The following is a 17,257-nucleotide window of genomic DNA, read 5'->3' as shown; positions in this document are numbered from 1 at the left end:
CCGGATTCAGCTAATCAGTAACCTCCTCACCGAATTTGAAGTCGACATAGCAACGCATGGCGGCAATCAGCGGAGTGAGCCCCTTTTGCCGATTCCTGCCCGATCGCATATAAGCTGTGCAGTGTTCCGAGCCTGGTTCCAGGCTATGGCTAAGGTTAATGCACTCTTTTTCAATGATGGGTCCGCCTTGACACCAATTGACCGACGGTTCCCAGCGGACGTGATCGATGAGGCAGTGCGAGTCCACTACATGTACTTCCGTCACTTCATTGGCTTTCGCCACCCAATAATCAAGCAATTCGTCTTTAAGCTCGGATACTTTCATGTTTTGCGCTCCGTATGGAAATTCTTAAAATTATTAATCTAAATCCGGCAAGCTTGCTTCCCGACGGAACTACAGCCGTTTTGCTTCCAGCGTATTGCACTGCGCTACATTTCCGCTTTGCAGACCGCGCGTGAACCAATCCATGCGCTGGCTGCCTGTGCCGTGCGTAAAGCTTTCGGGTACCACCGTACCCTGCATCTTGCGTTGCAATGTGTCGTCCCCGATTTGTGCGGCGGCATTAAGTGCCTCCTCGATATCGCCTTGTTCTAGCCATCCCTTGGATCTTTGGGAATGATGTGCCCATACCCCCGCATAACAGTCAGCCTGCAGTTCAACCCGAACCGACAATGCATTTGCCTGTTTTTCAGGCAAGTGTCCGCGCATTTGGTTTACCTCCCCGGAAATGCCAAGAAGGTTCTGCACGTGATGTCCAACCTCGTGGGCGATTACATAAGCCTGTGCGAAGTCGCCGCTCGCTCCCAGACGAGTTGCCATTGTGTCAAAGAAATCAAGGTCGATGTAGATTCTCTGGTCCTCGGGGCAATAGAACGGACCCATGGCGGCACTTCCCTTTCCGCAGGAAGTCATGACCGCTCCACGAAACAGGACGAGCCTGGGGGGGCGATAAGTACCTCCATCCTGTTGCATCACTCCTGTCCATACATCTTCGGTGTCGGCCAGAACCGTCGAAACAAACGCTGCACGCACATCGCCGGGTGGAGGAGAGGATATGGGGCCTTGCTCCTGGATTGAGTTGCCCCCGCCGGACATGATGCTGAGCATGGTGAGTGGATCAACACCAAATATTAATCCGCCTACCAATGCCACAACAATGGTGCCGATTCCAATGCGGCGTCCGCCCAGGCCGAAACCGCCCATGCCGGAGCCTCGGCGGTCCTCGACGTTGTCACTCCGACGGTGGCCTTCCCATTTCATATTTCGAGTCCTAAGTGAGTGTGCCGGTGGCCGGCAGCATGGATGGAAGAAATCTGAAAATTAACATCATATGAAAACTCATAATCACGCATCTGCCCGCTGCATACGCGAATAAAAATATTGGCGCAACACGTGCCGATATGTAAAGAGATATTTTGGAGTGAGACGAGCTTTCATTCCTTGAGGCAACTGGCCGGCTTACCGCGGAAAACAAATCTGTTTTAATTCTTGCGATTATTTTCGCTATTATATGAATATACTCTGGCTCAGCTTGAGTGTGATATCGTGGGCTGATGTGATGGTTATCGCGGGCTCACTTTTTCGTTGGATTTTTCAGGAGGTATAATGAAAGCAGGAAAATTGATTCGTATGGGAATGCTCTTGCTCGTGGTTCCGATGCTATCGGGTTGCTGGCTGCTCGCGGCGGGTGGGGTGGGCGCATATGGTGGCTACAAGATGAAAGAGGAGGGCTACAAGGTGCAGAGTCCCGTCAAAAAAGAGGGTACGGAAAGTACGGAGAAAAAGGACTAAGGATTATCCGGCGATCAGGATTTGGTTTGTACGTGCCGCCCCCATGCCGTAACCCACGCTTCAAAGTCGCCTGCCTCCATGGGACGGGCGTAGAGATAACCCTGGCCCTCCTTGCATAGAACGCTTTGCAGAAACTTCGCCTGCGCTTCCGTCTCCACACCTTCGGCGATGATACGCAAGCCAAGGCTGAGTCCCATGGCTACGATGGCAGTTGCAATGGCTTCAGCGTCGATATTGCCTGGCAGGTCGCGCACAAAGGACTGATCGATCTTAAGGCGATCAACCGTAAACTGCCGTAGATATGCGAGACTTGAGTGGCCGGTGCCGAAATCATCGATTGCAACCTTTACGCCCAAGGCATCCAATTCCCGCAACTTCTGCACCGTAGTGTCGATACCCTGCATCACCACACTCTCGGTAACTTCAAGTTCCAAGCAATTGGGTGGCAACCCGGATTCATTGATCGCGCGCTCCACGACTCTGACGAAATCACTCTGGCGGACCTGCACCGCAGAAACATTTACCGAGACGCATGCATCAAGAATTCCACGGTCACGCCACTGTCGCGCCTGCCGGCAAGCTTCGCTCAGTATCCATTCGCCGATCACGAGAATCAATCCACTATCTTCCGCGATGGGAATAAAACGTGCCGGTGCAATCAAACCCTGCGTCGGATGTCGCCATCGCATTAACACTTCCGCGCCGATGATCCGCTTGGTAGCAAGGTCTATCTGCGGCTGATATACCATATAGATTTCGCCGCGCTGGGCGGCCCCGCGCAAATCGCGCTCAAGACTGAGACGTTCCATTGCCTGCACTGTCATGTCGTCGGAGTAGAATTGATATCGATTCCGGCCTGATTCCTTGGCGCTATACATTGATGCGTCGGCATTGCGTAGCAGCACGTTGGGCTGCGTGCCATTATCCGGATAGATGCAGATGCCGACGCTTGCGGTCACCTGCAGTTCGTGCCCCTCGATTCCATACGGCTGTGATAGCCCCATGATAAGCTTATCGGCGACACGCGCGGCATCCTCCGTAGTCTCGATTTCGCTCAGGAGAACCACAAATTCGTCGCCGCCCACGCGGCTTACGGTATCAACGCTGCGCACCGATGTTTGCATGCGTTGCGCGGCTGCCTTCAGCAACTGGTCACCAATATCATGACCCAAGGAATCGTTGATTGGTTTGAATCGATCAAGATCGACGAATAATACAGCGAGACGGGTGGATTGCCGTTCGGCGCGTTTAATCGCAACCCGCATGCGGTCTGCGAGTAATGCGCGGTTGGGTAGGCCGGTGAGCGAATCGTAGTGGGCGAGATTCAGGATGCGTTGTTCCGAGGCCTTGCGCTCGGTAACATCGCGCGCAAGGACAATGAAACGGGGCTCGTGCCCGGGATCAACATGCTTGCGGGAAACCGAAAGCTCAAACCACAACTTGCCTTGCGCAAATTCCAATTCCAGCTGCTTGCCGGCCGACAGGCCTTTTTCTTGCGCTTCCAGCAACGCCGATACGATAATGTCTACCGCAGCGGAAGGAAGGATATCTGAAATTTTTTTTCCGAGAAGATCTCCAATCGGCATGGTTGGCAGGTCGGTGCGTGCGGAGTGGTAATCGTGACAGCGTCCATCCAGATCGAGCTCGAACAGCAGGTCGGGTATGGCGTCCAGCGTGGCCTGCAATTGGCTTTGAGCAGCCAGGGCCTCGGTCTTACGGCGTTCTTGTTCGGTGATATCGCGGATCATGGCGACGAAGTAATTCACTTTGCCGTCGTCCGTGCGCACACATTTGACACTCATATTGGCAATGACAACGGAGCCATCCTTGCGGATGTAACGCTTGTTCATCGTGTAACCTTCCGATTCCCCGTGCATGACCTTTTCGAATTCCACGATATCTTTTTTGATATCGTCGGGGTGCGTCATTTCCATCCAATTCTTGACAGCAAGTTCTTCGCGAGAATAACCGAGAATCTCGCATAAACGGTCGTTAAACCGCAGCCAGCGCTTGCTGTCGGGAGAGGTAATGGCCATGCCGATAAACGGCAACTCATAGAAATACTTGAGAAGCTTGTCCTGCTCGGCGGTACGGACGAGCAGCGCCAGTTGATGAGCGCGCCGCTGTTGACGCCATAACAACCATACGGCCCCACTTACCGCGGCAATGGCTAATAAAATGGCCATACTGACCCAGAATACCAGGGTCCAGAGATGAGCCAATACTTCGCTGCGATCAATTTTGGATACCAGGTGCCAGCCGGTGCCTGTCATGGGGCGGAACGCGGCCAAGACGGGCTCCCCGCGATAGTCGATTCCGTAAGTCGTACCGCCATGCTGCTCGCGCGCGGCAGCGGCTGCCGGCGCGTCTTTGCTGGCGATCACTGAATGGTGGCCTGGAGTGGTTGTCTGCCCTCCAGTGTCTTTTTGATGGCGCCTGGTATTAAGATAAATAATGGTTTCACCTTGCTGACGTACCAGCAGAGTTTCCGCACTGAGGCTGTCGACCGGCCATTTTCCGACAAGAGGTAGCAGGAATCGTCCCAAATTAGCACGCAAAACCACGACAGCGACAGCATTCTGACTGATTGCCTCGGGAACCAGGGGCACTGCAATATCCAGCCGGGCTGTCCCCTGTTCATCCAGGAACAAGTCACTGCTCTGTATTCGTTTGGTCCGCAACGCGACGGGCAGTAATGCCTGGGTAACGGCGGGCAGTTCATATTTCTCGTCCGGTGTCAGCAAGAGTTCGCCTTCTACATTCAGCAGCAGCACGGACTCATAACTATAAGCATTTTGAACAGCTTCCAACCGATTGCGGATGAGTTGGTTCAGGTGCATATCCCTTTTCTTATGCATGTTCGCGACTCGCTCAATGAGCGCCTGACTCACCGCTATTGCTTCCGCGTCACGGTGCCGCTCCGTCAGCCAAAGCTCGACCTGTTCCGCTTTGAGGTCGACGATTGTTTGTAAATCTGCGTAGGCTTTGCGTTCCATTTCCGGGCCATACACCTTGATGATGCCAATACTCACCAAGGGAGCCACCATCGCCAGAGCGGCAAACATGAGCAACAATCGATTCGACCAAAAATAACCCGAATCCGCGTGGGCTTCCATTAGCTTGGAAGGGTCCTCCCGTTCCCGTCCCAGCCTTAGCAGGAGATAAAGCAGACCGCTGCTCATGACGACAAGTGTCAATTCTCTCGCTACATAGGCACGGCTTCGTAAAATCGGATCGTCAACGGTAAGCGAAATCAAATAGCTTGCAACCACCAGCCAAAGTATGGAAAAGGCGGCATAGAGCAAAACGATAAGCCATGAAGAACGACTCGTCATTTAACGAATATGGGATGAGAAAGCTTTAACCTGGGTTTCAAAATAAAGCTGGAATTTTCCGGTGATGACAATATTCCATGTTGATCAACGATGAAAAAGATATTCAATCCATATAATCCATTAGGCGGCTCTGCGAGCTCAACCAGCAAAATTGTCTTGCCATCATCTCGCGTCCTGATGGAATCCTGGTTGAATTATTATGCGAGTGCATCTTATACTCTATAGTGTATGCGGAGGAAGAATGATGATGAACAGAGCTACTGTAACCCACCCGATTTTTGCCGTTGCATGTATTCTGCCCATTCTGCACATTCCGCCCGCTGGCGCATTTGTTGTGGATTCCTGCCGAAAAATTCTCGCGGAGGGATTTTACAATGAGTACGCCAGGATCAATGCTCGATTTAGAGATCAAGCGATGTACGCGGCGCTGTGTTCATCAAAATTTCAACAAGCCCGTCAAGCAATTAACCGCGCGCAGCAATCCGGTACCAGTGACTCATTCGGTACCTCTTATGGTCTCTTCAGCCAGCGCGGAAGCGGAGCGCATTCAGGCATGCATTCCTCTGAGGACTCATTGAGCGAAGATCGATTCAATCAGTGGAAGAGTGCGTATTGTTCGAAGAATTCGTTGGCTGATTCATCCAGGGCAGCCGAGTTTCTGATGCAGAAGGTTGTCTCCCCATCTGTGGCAAGCGCTTGGTCCGCCTGCATGCGCAAGCGTGAAGGCCTTACATGCTGGGCCACTCCACAGAATAAAGAGATTACGCTGAATGTCAATTGGACAAAGACTGATTCTTTACCGCCCCAGGTGCAACATTCCTTTTTGACAAGAGGCGCTGTTTCAAAGTTTGAGGGCGTTGATGCCCGAAGGATTTTGCCGGTTGGCTACGCGTTAAATACAGAGACGTTGCCGATTCCTATCATTAGGGAAATGGATAGTGCGGTTGTCGCCAGCATTCAGGTGGATCACAAGGGGGAGGAATATAGCTGTAACGTTTTTATCCCCGGTGAGCGCGACTTCGCGCTGACAACGCCTTTCAAGGGAAGATAGGCTGGCTGGAATGCCCTGTTCCGGCCTTAATAAGCCGGCTCGAGGTTGAACTGGTTGCAACTTGTTTTATCGCGGCGTACCAGATCGGGATGCAGGGCTCAGGTGCCGGCACCATATGGCGGCAAGGTCAACAGACGGGAGTCTTCGGTTGGGCCCCCCATGGTGAAATGATAAAGACTCTGCCAGGAATGATCGTTGATTCCAAGCAGTGCGTGCATTTCGTCATCGAAAAAACAGCCAATGCCAGTGGCGCGTATGCCGGCCGCTTCGGCTTCGAGATAGAGCATTTGGCCTAGCATTCCGCACTCCCAAAAAAGATGACGGTAACGCCATGGTTCATTCTCAATGATTGAGAACTGTGCGAGCATTCCCAGCGCAAAGCATGAGTCGGCGGCGATGCCCTGGTGGCAGCAGATCAACTTTGCCGCGTCGCGCAGATCATGCGCAAGCAATAAATACAACGGTAGATGATCCGGGCCGGTCTTCTGCCATAACCAATCGGCGCGCATGGCCCTCTTCATGTCTTGCAGAATCGCCGGGTTTCTCAGGAATATATAGAGTCCCGGTTTCAGGCCCGTTATGCGATGTACCAGAAAGACGGGGTGCACCATGGTTTGGGATGAGCCCAGCGAATTCCATGGGGGCGCAGAATGATCGGCTATCAGACATTCCAACATGCTAAAGAAAGTTGGGGCGGGAATATGCGTGATACCGTCAAAGGATATCGCGCTACGCCGCTGCCGCGCAATGCGGGAGAAACTCATACCAGCGGCACTACTGGCATGCGGCGGGATACGGGCAGGGTAGGTCTGGGCAAGTTCATGCATTTCGCGCGGATAGAGAGTATGAGGTTTGTATGTGGCGTGATGAATCGAATCAATATCCGGCCATGGCACATGAGCCTTGCTTAAAAGATTGGCGCGTCCACGCCATTCGGCACGATCCCGGTTTTCCAGGGCTTGCAGCAGACGGCCCAGGTCGGGCCGGGTATCAGGATCACCGACCCAGAGCAGGGCATCGGCTGCTTCCAATTCGGCGGATGCGGCGGGCTCCATACCCTCATTGCGGTTCAGTCCCAGCAAACCGGCCGTCTCGTCATCCCCAGCGGAAAGAACCAGCCGGGTCTGCCACCCTAGGGCCGCCGCCGCGTAGCTCACCGCGGCGATGGCATGACCACAATCATGCTGGCAATAGCGCCAGGCGCGCATGCCATATTTCCACGCCTCGCGCCAGTGAATCGAGGTTAGGCCAATCAGAATACCCCTGCCCGCAAAGGCTTCGGCCCATTGTGGATCACCTATAGCGGTACGCTGCTCAAGCACATGATTGCGGCTCAAATAGTGATAGACACCCGCCGGCAAGCCTTCCAGGGGTGGGCATAGCAGGTAGCCTTCAGTAGGATGCAGGTTTCCGCTCGAAGGATTGCAACGCAGCGCCCACCTATTGCCGTTATATGACTTCCATGCCGAGAGACCCAGCGAGAGTTCGAAAAGTGTCGCAAGATTGTTGACATTAAAATGGGCCGGTAAAGGCAATTTGCCGCAACGTATGTCGTTGTATTGTGTGCCAAGCGTATCCGCCGTCAAAGAAAGCTTGATCTGGGGAGCGCCGCTGAACTCCCGGAATGGATTTGGCTGATTTACCCAGTCAAGCACGCCAGGGCCGGGCGCATATCGATAGACGTGATGCTTGCTGCGTTCATGGTATTCAAGTAACGCTTGCCATCGCTTGGTGCCTGCTTCGATTTCGGGTTTGGTCATGGGATGCCTGAAACTGTAAATTGCCGTAAGTTCTTTCATACGAGATTACATTAATAGAGAATAGGATTATCCTAAATTCCGTAACGACTTCACCAGAAGGTAAGGGTTAAATAATAAGAAATATTGTTATTACTCATAACACTGAGCTATTTAATGAGCGGTCAACTACCGGATTTGAGGTTATTTGTCGGTATACCAACCATATCCCCAGATATGAACAGCTTGCTGGTTTGCGTACTTATTAATTCATTGGTTATCTGATCCATGTCCGGGAGTAGCCATAACGTGGATGTCGTTGTTGCGGGAGGTGGCCCAGCCGGTGCGGTATGCGCGCTTATGCTCGCGCGCAGTGGCGTAGGCGTATGCCTTGCGCATTGGGACGGCTATAGTACAGGTGGCATCGAACTCGTGTCCGGTCGTGCGCGCCGCATGATTGAGCAGTACTGTCCTGGCTTTTTTCAACAGGAAACCTTCGGAATACCGGGGATGGAAGTCCATGAAACGATATCGCTGTGGGGTACGCCCGAACCGGTTACATTGAGCATGATGTTTAATCCATGGGGCGCCGGTGTCGCGGTGGAGCGTGCGCTTTTCGACCAGAAATTGCGCGACCTGGCGGATGCCGCGGGCGTGTCGGTCATCACCGGCGCCAAAGTCATTGGTATTGACCGCCGCAGCGATCAATGGCAACTTTCGCTGCGCTTGGGCGACGCCGAATGCGATCCGGTATGCGCGCGTTTTCTTGTTCTGGCTACCGGCCGCGCGGCGGCGCCCTTTTTTGATCAGTCACCCGTAGGTGAATCGTCACAGATTGCGCTGATGGCATCCTTAAATCCGCTGACCTGTACGTCCGAGCATACGCTCTACGTCGAAGCTATGGACAACGGCTGGTGGTACGCATTACCTGCTCCAGATTGTGGTCATTTTGCTGGTTTTTGCACCAGCCGTAAGGAGATCAAACAGCGGCGCGTATCTCTGCGGGAATTTTTTTTCGGGGAGCTTCGCCGTACACGGCTGCTTGCTCCTTTGCTGGATAAGACTGATACTCCGGTCAACCTGCGCATAACCGGACGCATGGCTGGCACGCGTGCATTCAGCAAGGCGGCTGGGAATGGCTGGATTGCCGTCGGTGATGCGGCTTATGCGCCCGATCCCCTCAGCGGCATGGGGATCGAGTTGGCAATTGAATCGGCCCAGCTCGGTGCGGGCGCACTGCTGGGGGCAATGCAACGGGGTCTGCACGAGATAGCGGGGCGAAATATATTTGCGGAGTATGAAGAGGCAATCCGCGAGCGCGCCAGCCGGCACAGTAAAATGGCAGCCTACCATTATGGAGGCCTTTGAGGTCTTAGAAGCTTTAAAACTCCATGGAAGCCCATGAAGTTCCTAAAAATCTCCAAGTTCGCTATTCACCTCGTTAGCCTAGCCTCACTGCCAACATGGAAATTGAACCTCCATCGAACCCTTCCACCGGGAAACTTATTTCGTCGCCTTCCTGCCGCTGCGCGAGCACATAGAGTAGCGGCAAATAATGATCCGGCGTTGGGGCGGACAGTTTTGCATCCTGCCCCAGTTTTTCATACTCGATAAGCGGCTCAAAATCTTCTGAGTTGCCGGAGCTTAATGCCTTGCGCACCATATTTTCGAATCGAAGCGCCCAATCGTATGGTTCAATCTTGTGATTTCCCCACGAGTAGGTATGGAGATTATGCACGATATTTCCGCTACCCAGAATAAGCACTCCCGCTTCGCGCAGTGGCGCCAAGCGCCGGGCGATATTATAGTGCCAGACTGCGTTCCGGGTTTCATCGATACTCAGTTGAACAACCGGAATATCGGCATTGGGGAAAATATGCATAAGAATGGACCAGGTTCCATGATCCAGACCCCAACCGGTATCCATTGTGACGACAGTTGGCATAAGCAGATCGGCGATTTCCGCCGCAAGTTTGGGAGAGCCCGGTGCGGGATACTGAACCTGATGAAGTTCCGGGGGGAATCCACCAAAATCATGGATTGTTCGTGGTTTTACCATCGCAGTGACGGCTGTTTGTGGCACATACCAGTGTGCAGATATACAAAGGACAGCTTTTGGCTTGGGAAGCGCGGCGCCAAGCGCCGACCATGCCGCAGTATAAGCGTTGCTGGAAAGTGCGTTCATGGGGTTGCCGTGCCCGACGAATATTGCGGGTATGGCGGGTATGGAGGGATAGCGGCTCATGGGTCTTCCGGTTATGATACTAGGGGCACTACGAACGGCTTCTAGCCCAGTACAGCATAACGAATGTCAAGCCACGATACAAGGTTTCGCCAGCCGGGCGATTTCTTCAACCCATATAGTCCGTTGGGATGCGGGATGATGGCGAGGCAGGTTGCGAGACAGTTTTTGCTGGTTGGGAGAAGTAGAAGTCCATAGCTTGGTCTATGAACGTCTGGCAAGCTGCGGGAGTGGCCGCAGACTGGCCGCCAGCAATCGGGTGGGCTCCCTGAGCCACTCAATGGATTATCTGGGTTCGATAATATGGTTCGAGTCGTTTCTTTTCTTTCCCGGAATTTTTTCAATATTTGTTCCGAGCTTCCGGCCATTTGATCGGTAATGGTTAAGCATTTTTTGCCTGAAGGCCGCTGACCCATAATCGAAAGGGATGACAGTGCAGGATGTTTCTTGATCGAGATGTACTCTCATTCTCTTGATTCCTTAACGTAGTGCGAATAGGCAGAAGAAGGGGGAAATGCGGCGGGCGATTCCGCGGCGGTTTCTTGGCGGAGTTGGTGATCTAGCGGATATAAGCTATTCAAATGCAAGGAATCTCCTGAACAGGTTTTCGACACTTGCCGGGAATGCGAACAATCGATGGCAGCTTTTTTCGGGAGGTGATCCAATAACGCTCCACAGAGGCCTTATATGACTACCTTAAAGCAAAACCTTTACAGGAATATGAAAATCAATTAATTTTTTGGAGTTGCATGCACATTGCCGTTGGATCGGTGTTTACTGTTTGTGTGGCACCGCACAGACGTTTTTTTTAGTGTGGCATTTCATTGCCCGGTACATTCGAGCTGCAAGGTATGGTTGTGTTGGAGTCTAGTCTGGTATGAAAAACAGAGCTGATACGCGCACGCCCCGGAGTTTCTATTCGTCCGTAGATCCGAGTGGGAAGCCCTGGTATCGATCGCGCAGGTTCAGTATTTTCGGTACGGTTTTCCTAATCAGCGCCATTATCGGCCTGATCTACGATTACAGCCGTCCCGCGATTTACCGTAGCAGCGCGACATTATTAACGTCGGCGATGACTGCTATCGACCGGGAAAGCGGCGATCCCGATATTCAGCATGTTGCTATTCAACGTCAGATTTTGCTGGGGCATGAACTGATTGCGGAAACCTTAGCGCGGCTTAAGGCCGCCGATAAGTCCTTGCTTCATCTCACCCTATCCGATATCCAGAGATTGCTCCATGTCGAACCCGTAGCCGATACCAATCTCGTTGAAATAGAGGCTGAAGATTCCGATTCGAAGTTCTTGCCGATACTCATCAATACTTGGATAGATGTATATCTTGACGCACGGAATGAGGAAGTCAAGCGACTGACGAGCGATACGACACGTATTCTTGAAGACGAATTGAAAGGTCTGTCTGATAAAGTTGATTCTGCCCGGACGGAACTGGAGACTTTCAGAATAACCCATGATATTTCCTCGACCGGACGAGAGGAAAACGTGGCATTGGCCCGCCTTAAAGGGTTGACCGACTCACTTAACAAAGCTAATGAAGATGAGGTCAAGGCGAGGGCAAGCGTGGATGCCATAAAATCGGCCATTTCCCGCGGAAAGACTGTCGTCCCGAATGATGAAAAGGGTAGCGTGACCGAGCTTCAATTGCGCTTGCAGAATTTACGCGAGAAACTGGCAGATCTGGATAAGAGATATACCCGCGACTATATCAATCTGCATCCAGAATTTAAATTTATTCCGGAGCAAATCAAGGAACTGGAAACGACAATTAAAAGCAGACACCAGGAAGGCAGGGACGTTGTCCTAGCCGATGCAGAGGTGATTTATGCCGCCGCGCAACAAACTGTAAGGGAAATTCGCGGCCAACTGAATGAGCATAAGCATCAAGCATCGGCTTTCACCACGAAATTCGCTAAGCACGACGCGTTAAAAAGCGATTTGGAAAGTCTGGAAAAACTCTATCGTGAAACGCAGGAGCGGTTGGTGCAGGTCAAAACTGGACAAAAAGAAAAATACCCGCAGGTAACAGTTATTAGCCGGGCATACGAATCCGGCAATCCGGTGAGACCGGACTATGGCCGAGATGCCCTGATAGTGATAGCGGGTTCTTTTTTACTGGGTCTTTTTAGTGTTTGGGTTTTCGAGTATCTGACGCAAAAGAAGGAAGAACAACCCTCGCCGATAGCGGTTTTCGGAATACGTGACTATCCTCCCGCTAGCCGGGAATTGGCTAATTATCCTCAGACCGAGCCCATTCCGTTAGACCATAAAGCAACCAATGCCCTGACGAGTCCGTCGGTGAGAGAACTTTCCAGTCATCAGCTTAGAGTTTTGCTCAATGCTTCAAATCTAAAGGCAAAGCAACTGATCAGTCTTTTGCTCAGTGGTCTGAGTGTTGATGAAGCCACCGCTTTGCAACCCGGTCAGATTGATCTACAGGCGGCAACCGTTTCAGTGCCAGGAAAGACGCCGAGAATTATTTCCCTAAGCGCAGGGCTTAAATCATTGTTTGAGCAATCGGATGGCTACCCTGCATGGAATCCGGATGATCCGGGAGTACGTATCGATCTCTCGGCCGCCCTGGTCTGCGCAGCGGTGGATTCTGGCTTGCTTGACCCACAGGGAATCACCGCCGAAGCCATCCGGCACAGCTATATTGCCTATCTTGTCCGGCAAGGCCTGCGGCTATCGGATCTTGAACAAATTACGGGTTATCTGGAGCCCTCTGTTATTTCAAGCTATAGCGCCTATTCGCCACCCCAGCAAGGTCGTCATATTTACGAAATAGAACTCCTTCACCCCGCATTGGTTACGAATGCTTAACGACGTTCCAAGGGGTAGCTATGAGAGCTTTACGGGGTTGAATTGGCGGTGGTCTGGTTACCCGGCTCTGCCTGATGCAGTAACAAAGCCCGTTCCGGCTCGGGTAAACGGCTTATTTTTTTTACAGTTTCATAAAACTGAGCAATATTTCTGTTCTCCCGCCCCAGGAGTGCCTGAAATGCAGGCACCAGGCGTGTATAGGTGGAGATCGACGCGAGATACGCATTGTTGAGATGTTGGGCCAGCCATTGGTCATAGTTGCCAGATCGGGTTTTGTCGGTGCGCAATCCGGAGAGTTTTTCGCGCAACTCGGCAAAAATGCTCGCCTTGGCTGTGCGTTTTTCTGCGGTGCTTATACCTGAGGCAAAAAGCGCTTCCAGCCTTTTGCGATAATCCAGCATTATTTCGGCGGAAGCGGCCTTCCTTTTTTGTGCCGCCTCAAATGCGGCTCGCTGCGCATCCGTTCCGTTACTGTCCAGCCAGCGGGCTATGCCCTCCAGCTCGACCGTGGTTGCAAAGGATTCATTAAAGGTACTATCACCGGGCACGTACACGACCTGATGGGCGAGTTCGTGAAATATCAGTTGGGCGAGTTCGGTATCGGAATAGCCGAGAAATGTATTGAGTATGGGTTCTTTGAACCAGCCCAGCGTGGAGTACGCGCGCACCCCGCCTACCGTTACGTCATAGCCTTTTATTTTGAGCTCTTCAGCAAAGCGCTCCGCCTCTGTTTTCGAGAAAAAACCGCGATAGCTGACACAGCCTGCCGCAACGAAACACCATTTCTCAAGCTCCAAGGATAACTCCGGAGCGGCGGATACATTCCAGATTGCATAGGGACGTCCGAGATCGGCATAAGTCGTAAAGCTCTGGTTATCAGGAAGTTTTAGTTGCCGGATCGCAAACTCGCGTAGCTTGACCACCATGGTGAGGGAGCGTTTCAATGCCTCATCAGCATCGGGATCGGCGATAATCGCATCAATAGGCCGGGTGCGGTGCCGGATATCAAGATGACCATCCACCGCTTGCGCGTAGTAGCCGAGATTGGCACATCCTCCAAGCAAAACGATAAGGCTTGCGACAACATTAAACCTTAACGCGCGCGAAATCTGCAAAATCATGATGCTGAGGCGGGCGGTTGAACAGTGCTGTGGCGGGTTCACAGAAAAATAAAATTCAAGGGTTTGCGAATCACGGCATTATCTGGAAAATTCGCAGAACAATGGATAAGCAACAAGGAATCAACTATAAGATTTTAGGCCAATGATGCCGGATGGTGCAAAAAATGACCAGATCTCAAAAATGAACATGCCTGACGAGTCAGCGCGGCGGATAGAAGCATCCCTGAATGACTCACATCGAGTACTATCTCATCGCGTGTGGCGGGCATTCTCGTTTCTTCCACCGCAACCACTCCGTCATTGGGATACGGCAACCGGGATATCAGTTTGCCACCGCCTATACTCTTGCGTCCCGCGATTACCCCAAGTTCGTAGTGGTCTCCCCCCTCCGGAATCTTCTGGCTCAGCCACTGCGGCATGCTGCGTCCGAGAATATATCGTCCCGGTGCGGTTCCTGAAAGCCTCGCTGCCACGCAGCTACCGTTATAAGGACTTCCCGCCAGTATAATGCGGCCAACCCGCTGCTGCGGATATTCCGCAAGCATCTGCAGCACCAAAAGACCGCCTAGGCTATGGCCGATAAAGTGTATGCGCGGCGCAACGGTATTCGCAACAAAACGCGATAGCAATAACGCATTTTGCGATAGCGAGTTGCGCATGGAAGGATAGGAAAAAAAGGCAGGATAAAAACCGCAGCGCCGCAGCCGCATTCCCATTAATCTCATTACCCAGCCATGCATCCACAAACCGTGCACGAGCACGACAGTGTCTTGATCGGCGGTCAACCCTGCAATTCTCCTCTACTGACTGATCCACACACTATCTTACCCAGCATAAGTGTAAAGAAAAGTCCCGAATAAATCCCGATTGCGCCAAATTTAATATCACGGGAAGTGTGTCATCATGCGGTGAGCAGTCCATTACCCCTCCAACCGGTAACCGAGCTGCCGTTGGGTGAGCGGCTCTCCGCCCCAATTGCCAGCACACCTTGGCTTACCAGGTTGAATATTGCATCCTTCAGGAAATTGAATGTAACACGGCACACTCGATTGCCCGACGCTAAAAAGACTTATGATGGGATCAATCACGCCTGGGAACATGAAAGCCGTTTATTCCATTTGCACCGCCGGTCATCAGCGAGAGTTCCGTTTGCTTCCGCGGTATTTGTTACCTCTGCATTGGTAAAGTTTTATATGAGGGACCAAGGTACGGGGAGAAGAGGGAGAGATTAATAAAATTTCAGTGGGCGGAGAGAAAATAGCCCGATTTATGATCACGATGCAAGGTGGAGTGGAATACGTGCATCGTCACATCCCCAAGAGTAGATATGAGCCAGGCTTGACGAAGCCCGTAACGAGGCGCTGCCCGCCTCGTTACGGTTATTTCTTAGAGATCAGAGGCCAGCGTCACCGGTCCGTGATCATCACAATGGCCATCGTGCGGGTGGTGGAGATGTCCGTCGACCAGATAGTCAACATGCCCGCCGTGGGGTACAGCCTCGTGCCCGCAATCCGGGCCATGTGTATGCGTTTGCGGGTGGCCTGAGCACTTGTGCTCAGGCGTACAATTTTCAGGGTTGGCGGTTGTTACTTCTATTACATGTTCATCAGTGTGATCATTGTGCTGATGATGCAAATGTCCATCATGCAGATAATCGACGTGACCATTATGCAGGATACCTGTGTGCCCACACTCGGGCCCGTGTGGGTGAGTATGATTTTCGTGCTGTGGCAGGTTACAATTAGTCATCTTCGCTTTCCTTGTTAAGATATGAATAAGGTGCGCAACATTCATCCAGGCTGAAAAAGTAACCACGGATCCAGTCTTGTCCGATTTTATTTTTGCTGCTTCAAGCAATAGCTGAAGCCGGATATCGGATCATGAGCAATTTCCCATTAATAGCGCTGTAGACAACTTATAAATTCGACACGTTTTCGGGCGCACAGTTCCCATTCGTAACGATTAGAACGCAGCAATCAGCTCCGGTGCAAGCGCCTCATGTTCTGGATGAGCCGGCCCAAAAAAATGAAGCAAGTTTTCGCAAGGGAGCGTCTCGGATTGGAAAGAAAAGTATTAAGCAAGCGCATTCTTAGAGGTGATCTGGCAACGGCGAGGCTTTGGCAGTATAGAAATCAGGTCATGCTATCACCGCTATTATGAGAGCGGGAAAGACGTCGCGCAGAATTCAGCCTTGATTAAATTCGGCCCTGCGGCCTATCGGCCTGATCGTAAATGATTTTTTCTCCAGCTGATACCTTTCTAGATCGTTCCAGCGTTCCCGAGTCTTCGATTGACAATGTTGAAACATTTTTTTTTTAAAGACTTCCGCACCGTGGTCAAGTAGAGCAAAAGAAGAGGTTGTGATGGCGTCATCCTGATGATACTTATTCACTTTTTTCCTCCTTTTTAAACAAAGAAAACTTACCCAAGAATCCTACTCCTCCCGTGTGTATGGAGTTTCGCAAAGATATTCTGCCAAAGATAATCCAACCGTAAAAAAATTCTGTGCGATACCGAACTTAGCAGCCTATCAATGCTTACTGTGAAACTGCGGAAATGAGAGTTTCTACCGATTAGTTTGCCTTAACAGTAATATTAGTCTACCAGTGAATGGTGTTAGTTCCGCTAGTCGGAGATCTCCCAGTCGTCGCAATGCCCAGGGCAGGCTTGGAATGCTGCCATGAACTATCCAGGCTTTAATCTCGCACTATTTTATTGTTCACAATAGCTGTGGATAAGTTTGTTGATAAACCTATGAACACGGTGGTTAAGTCATCTTTCTGTAACAATATTTTCTTAGTTGACCATTTTTTGAACTCCATATTTTCTTATAATTAATCAAATACTTATAGGATAACTAAGATTCATGCGGGTTTGACCGGTGCTATTGTGTAATTTTTGTAACGAATGTGGATTACTTTGGAATGTCAAGAGAAATTTTGCTTTTTTTCCAATATCGCAGTGGATATCAATGAAAGCATCTCGGGCCGGGTTGAACTCTGAAGAAGGACGCATAAGAGAAGCCGGATCCCTTCATGAAGACATCGTAAGGTGAGATGAGTTGTGTACGGCGGATATTGCAATAGGGGATGCTTCTTCTCTCCCCCTGTAAGATTTAACAGCTATCGGTGGTTCTTTTCG

General features: G+C 51.4%; 13 protein-coding genes. 5 read left to right on the top strand and 8 right to left on the bottom strand.

The features are described 5' to 3' along the window. Positions 1-10 precede the first annotated feature (10 nt). Both SQ11_RS07640 and SQ11_RS07635 read right to left on the bottom strand, forming a co-directional pair. Positions 11-325 (bottom strand): phage protein NinX family protein, encoded by a 315-nt coding sequence (locus tag SQ11_RS07640; protein WP_041513560.1) that lies wholly within the window; start codon positions 323-325, stop codon positions 11-13. A gap of 69 nt (positions 326-394) precedes the next feature. Next, positions 395-1,261, bottom strand: a complete 867-nt coding sequence (locus SQ11_RS07635; protein ID WP_041513559.1) for a neutral zinc metallopeptidase — start codon at positions 1,259-1,261, stop codon at positions 395-397. Positions 1,262-1,606: 345 nt separating this feature from the next. Here SQ11_RS07635 and SQ11_RS07630 point away from each other — a divergent pair, with 345 nt between their 5' ends. Next, positions 1,607-1,792 (top strand): hypothetical protein, encoded by a 186-nt coding sequence (locus tag SQ11_RS07630; protein ID WP_041513558.1) that lies wholly within the window; start codon positions 1,607-1,609, stop codon positions 1,790-1,792. A 14-nt stretch (positions 1,793-1,806) separates the two neighbouring features. On the opposite strand, the gene SQ11_RS07625 is transcribed toward SQ11_RS07630, so the two are convergent. Next, positions 1,807-5,127, bottom strand: a complete 3,321-nt coding sequence (locus tag SQ11_RS07625; protein ID WP_041513557.1) for an EAL domain-containing protein — start codon at positions 5,125-5,127, stop codon at positions 1,807-1,809. A gap of 241 nt (positions 5,128-5,368) precedes the next feature. Here SQ11_RS07625 and SQ11_RS07620 point away from each other — a divergent pair, with 241 nt between their 5' ends. Further along, positions 5,369-6,178: a hypothetical protein gene (locus tag SQ11_RS07620; RefSeq protein ID WP_041513556.1), complete on the top strand. Its 810-nt coding sequence runs from the start codon at positions 5,369-5,371 to the stop codon at positions 6,176-6,178. Between the two features lie 98 nt (positions 6,179-6,276). Here the strand turns inward: SQ11_RS07620 and SQ11_RS07615 are convergent, their stop codons facing one another. Next, on the bottom strand, positions 6,277-7,938 hold the full coding sequence (locus SQ11_RS07615) for a SagB/ThcOx family dehydrogenase (RefSeq protein WP_052494089.1): 1,662 nt from the start codon (positions 7,936-7,938) through the stop codon (positions 6,277-6,279). 264 nt (positions 7,939-8,202) lie between these two features. On the opposite strand from SQ11_RS07615, the gene SQ11_RS07610 reads away from it, so the two are divergent. Beyond that, positions 8,203-9,282, top strand: coding sequence for an NAD(P)/FAD-dependent oxidoreductase (locus SQ11_RS07610; RefSeq protein WP_156972439.1), 1,080 nt, complete (start codon positions 8,203-8,205; stop codon positions 9,280-9,282). A 73-nt stretch (positions 9,283-9,355) separates the two neighbouring features. On the opposite strand, the gene ygiD is transcribed toward SQ11_RS07610, so the two are convergent. Further along, the gene (gene ygiD, locus SQ11_RS07605; protein ID WP_041513554.1) at positions 9,356-10,159 is read right to left on the bottom strand and encodes a 4,5-DOPA dioxygenase extradiol; all 804 of its coding nucleotides are present in this window, start codon (positions 10,157-10,159) and stop codon (positions 9,356-9,358) included. Between the two features lie 874 nt (positions 10,160-11,033). Here ygiD and SQ11_RS07595 point away from each other — a divergent pair. Then, positions 11,034-12,995 carry an integrase gene (locus SQ11_RS07595; protein ID WP_041513552.1) on the top strand — a complete coding sequence of 654 codons (1,962 nt, stop codon included), beginning with the start codon at positions 11,034-11,036 and terminating at the stop codon, positions 12,993-12,995. A gap of 29 nt (positions 12,996-13,024) precedes the next feature. On the opposite strand, the gene SQ11_RS07590 is transcribed toward SQ11_RS07595, so the two are convergent. Then, a complete protein-coding gene (locus SQ11_RS07590; protein WP_232297923.1) occupies positions 13,025-14,116 on the bottom strand; it encodes an aminopeptidase in 1,092 nt (363 codons plus the stop codon). Positions 14,117-14,250: 134 nt separating this feature from the next. Further along, positions 14,251-14,901 carry a triacylglycerol lipase gene (locus tag SQ11_RS07585; RefSeq protein WP_041513551.1) on the bottom strand — a complete coding sequence of 217 codons (651 nt, stop codon included), beginning with the start codon at positions 14,899-14,901 and terminating at the stop codon, positions 14,251-14,253. A 484-nt stretch (positions 14,902-15,385) separates the two neighbouring features. Between SQ11_RS07585 and SQ11_RS17240 the strand changes: the two genes are divergently transcribed. Then, entirely contained in the window at positions 15,386-15,661 is a 276-nt protein-coding gene (locus SQ11_RS17240; RefSeq protein ID WP_156972438.1) for a hypothetical protein, read from the top strand. A 640-nt stretch (positions 15,662-16,301) separates the two neighbouring features. On the opposite strand, the gene SQ11_RS07575 is transcribed toward SQ11_RS17240, so the two are convergent. Beyond that, positions 16,302-16,508, bottom strand: coding sequence for a hypothetical protein (locus SQ11_RS07575; protein ID WP_041513549.1), 207 nt, complete (start codon positions 16,506-16,508; stop codon positions 16,302-16,304). Positions 16,509-17,257 lie beyond the last annotated feature (749 nt).

This window comes from Nitrosospira sp. NpAV (genome assembly GCF_000832065.1).
GTDB lineage: Bacteria > Pseudomonadota > Gammaproteobacteria > Burkholderiales > Nitrosomonadaceae > Nitrosospira.
This window is presented reverse-complemented; position numbering and strand designations above follow the sequence as displayed.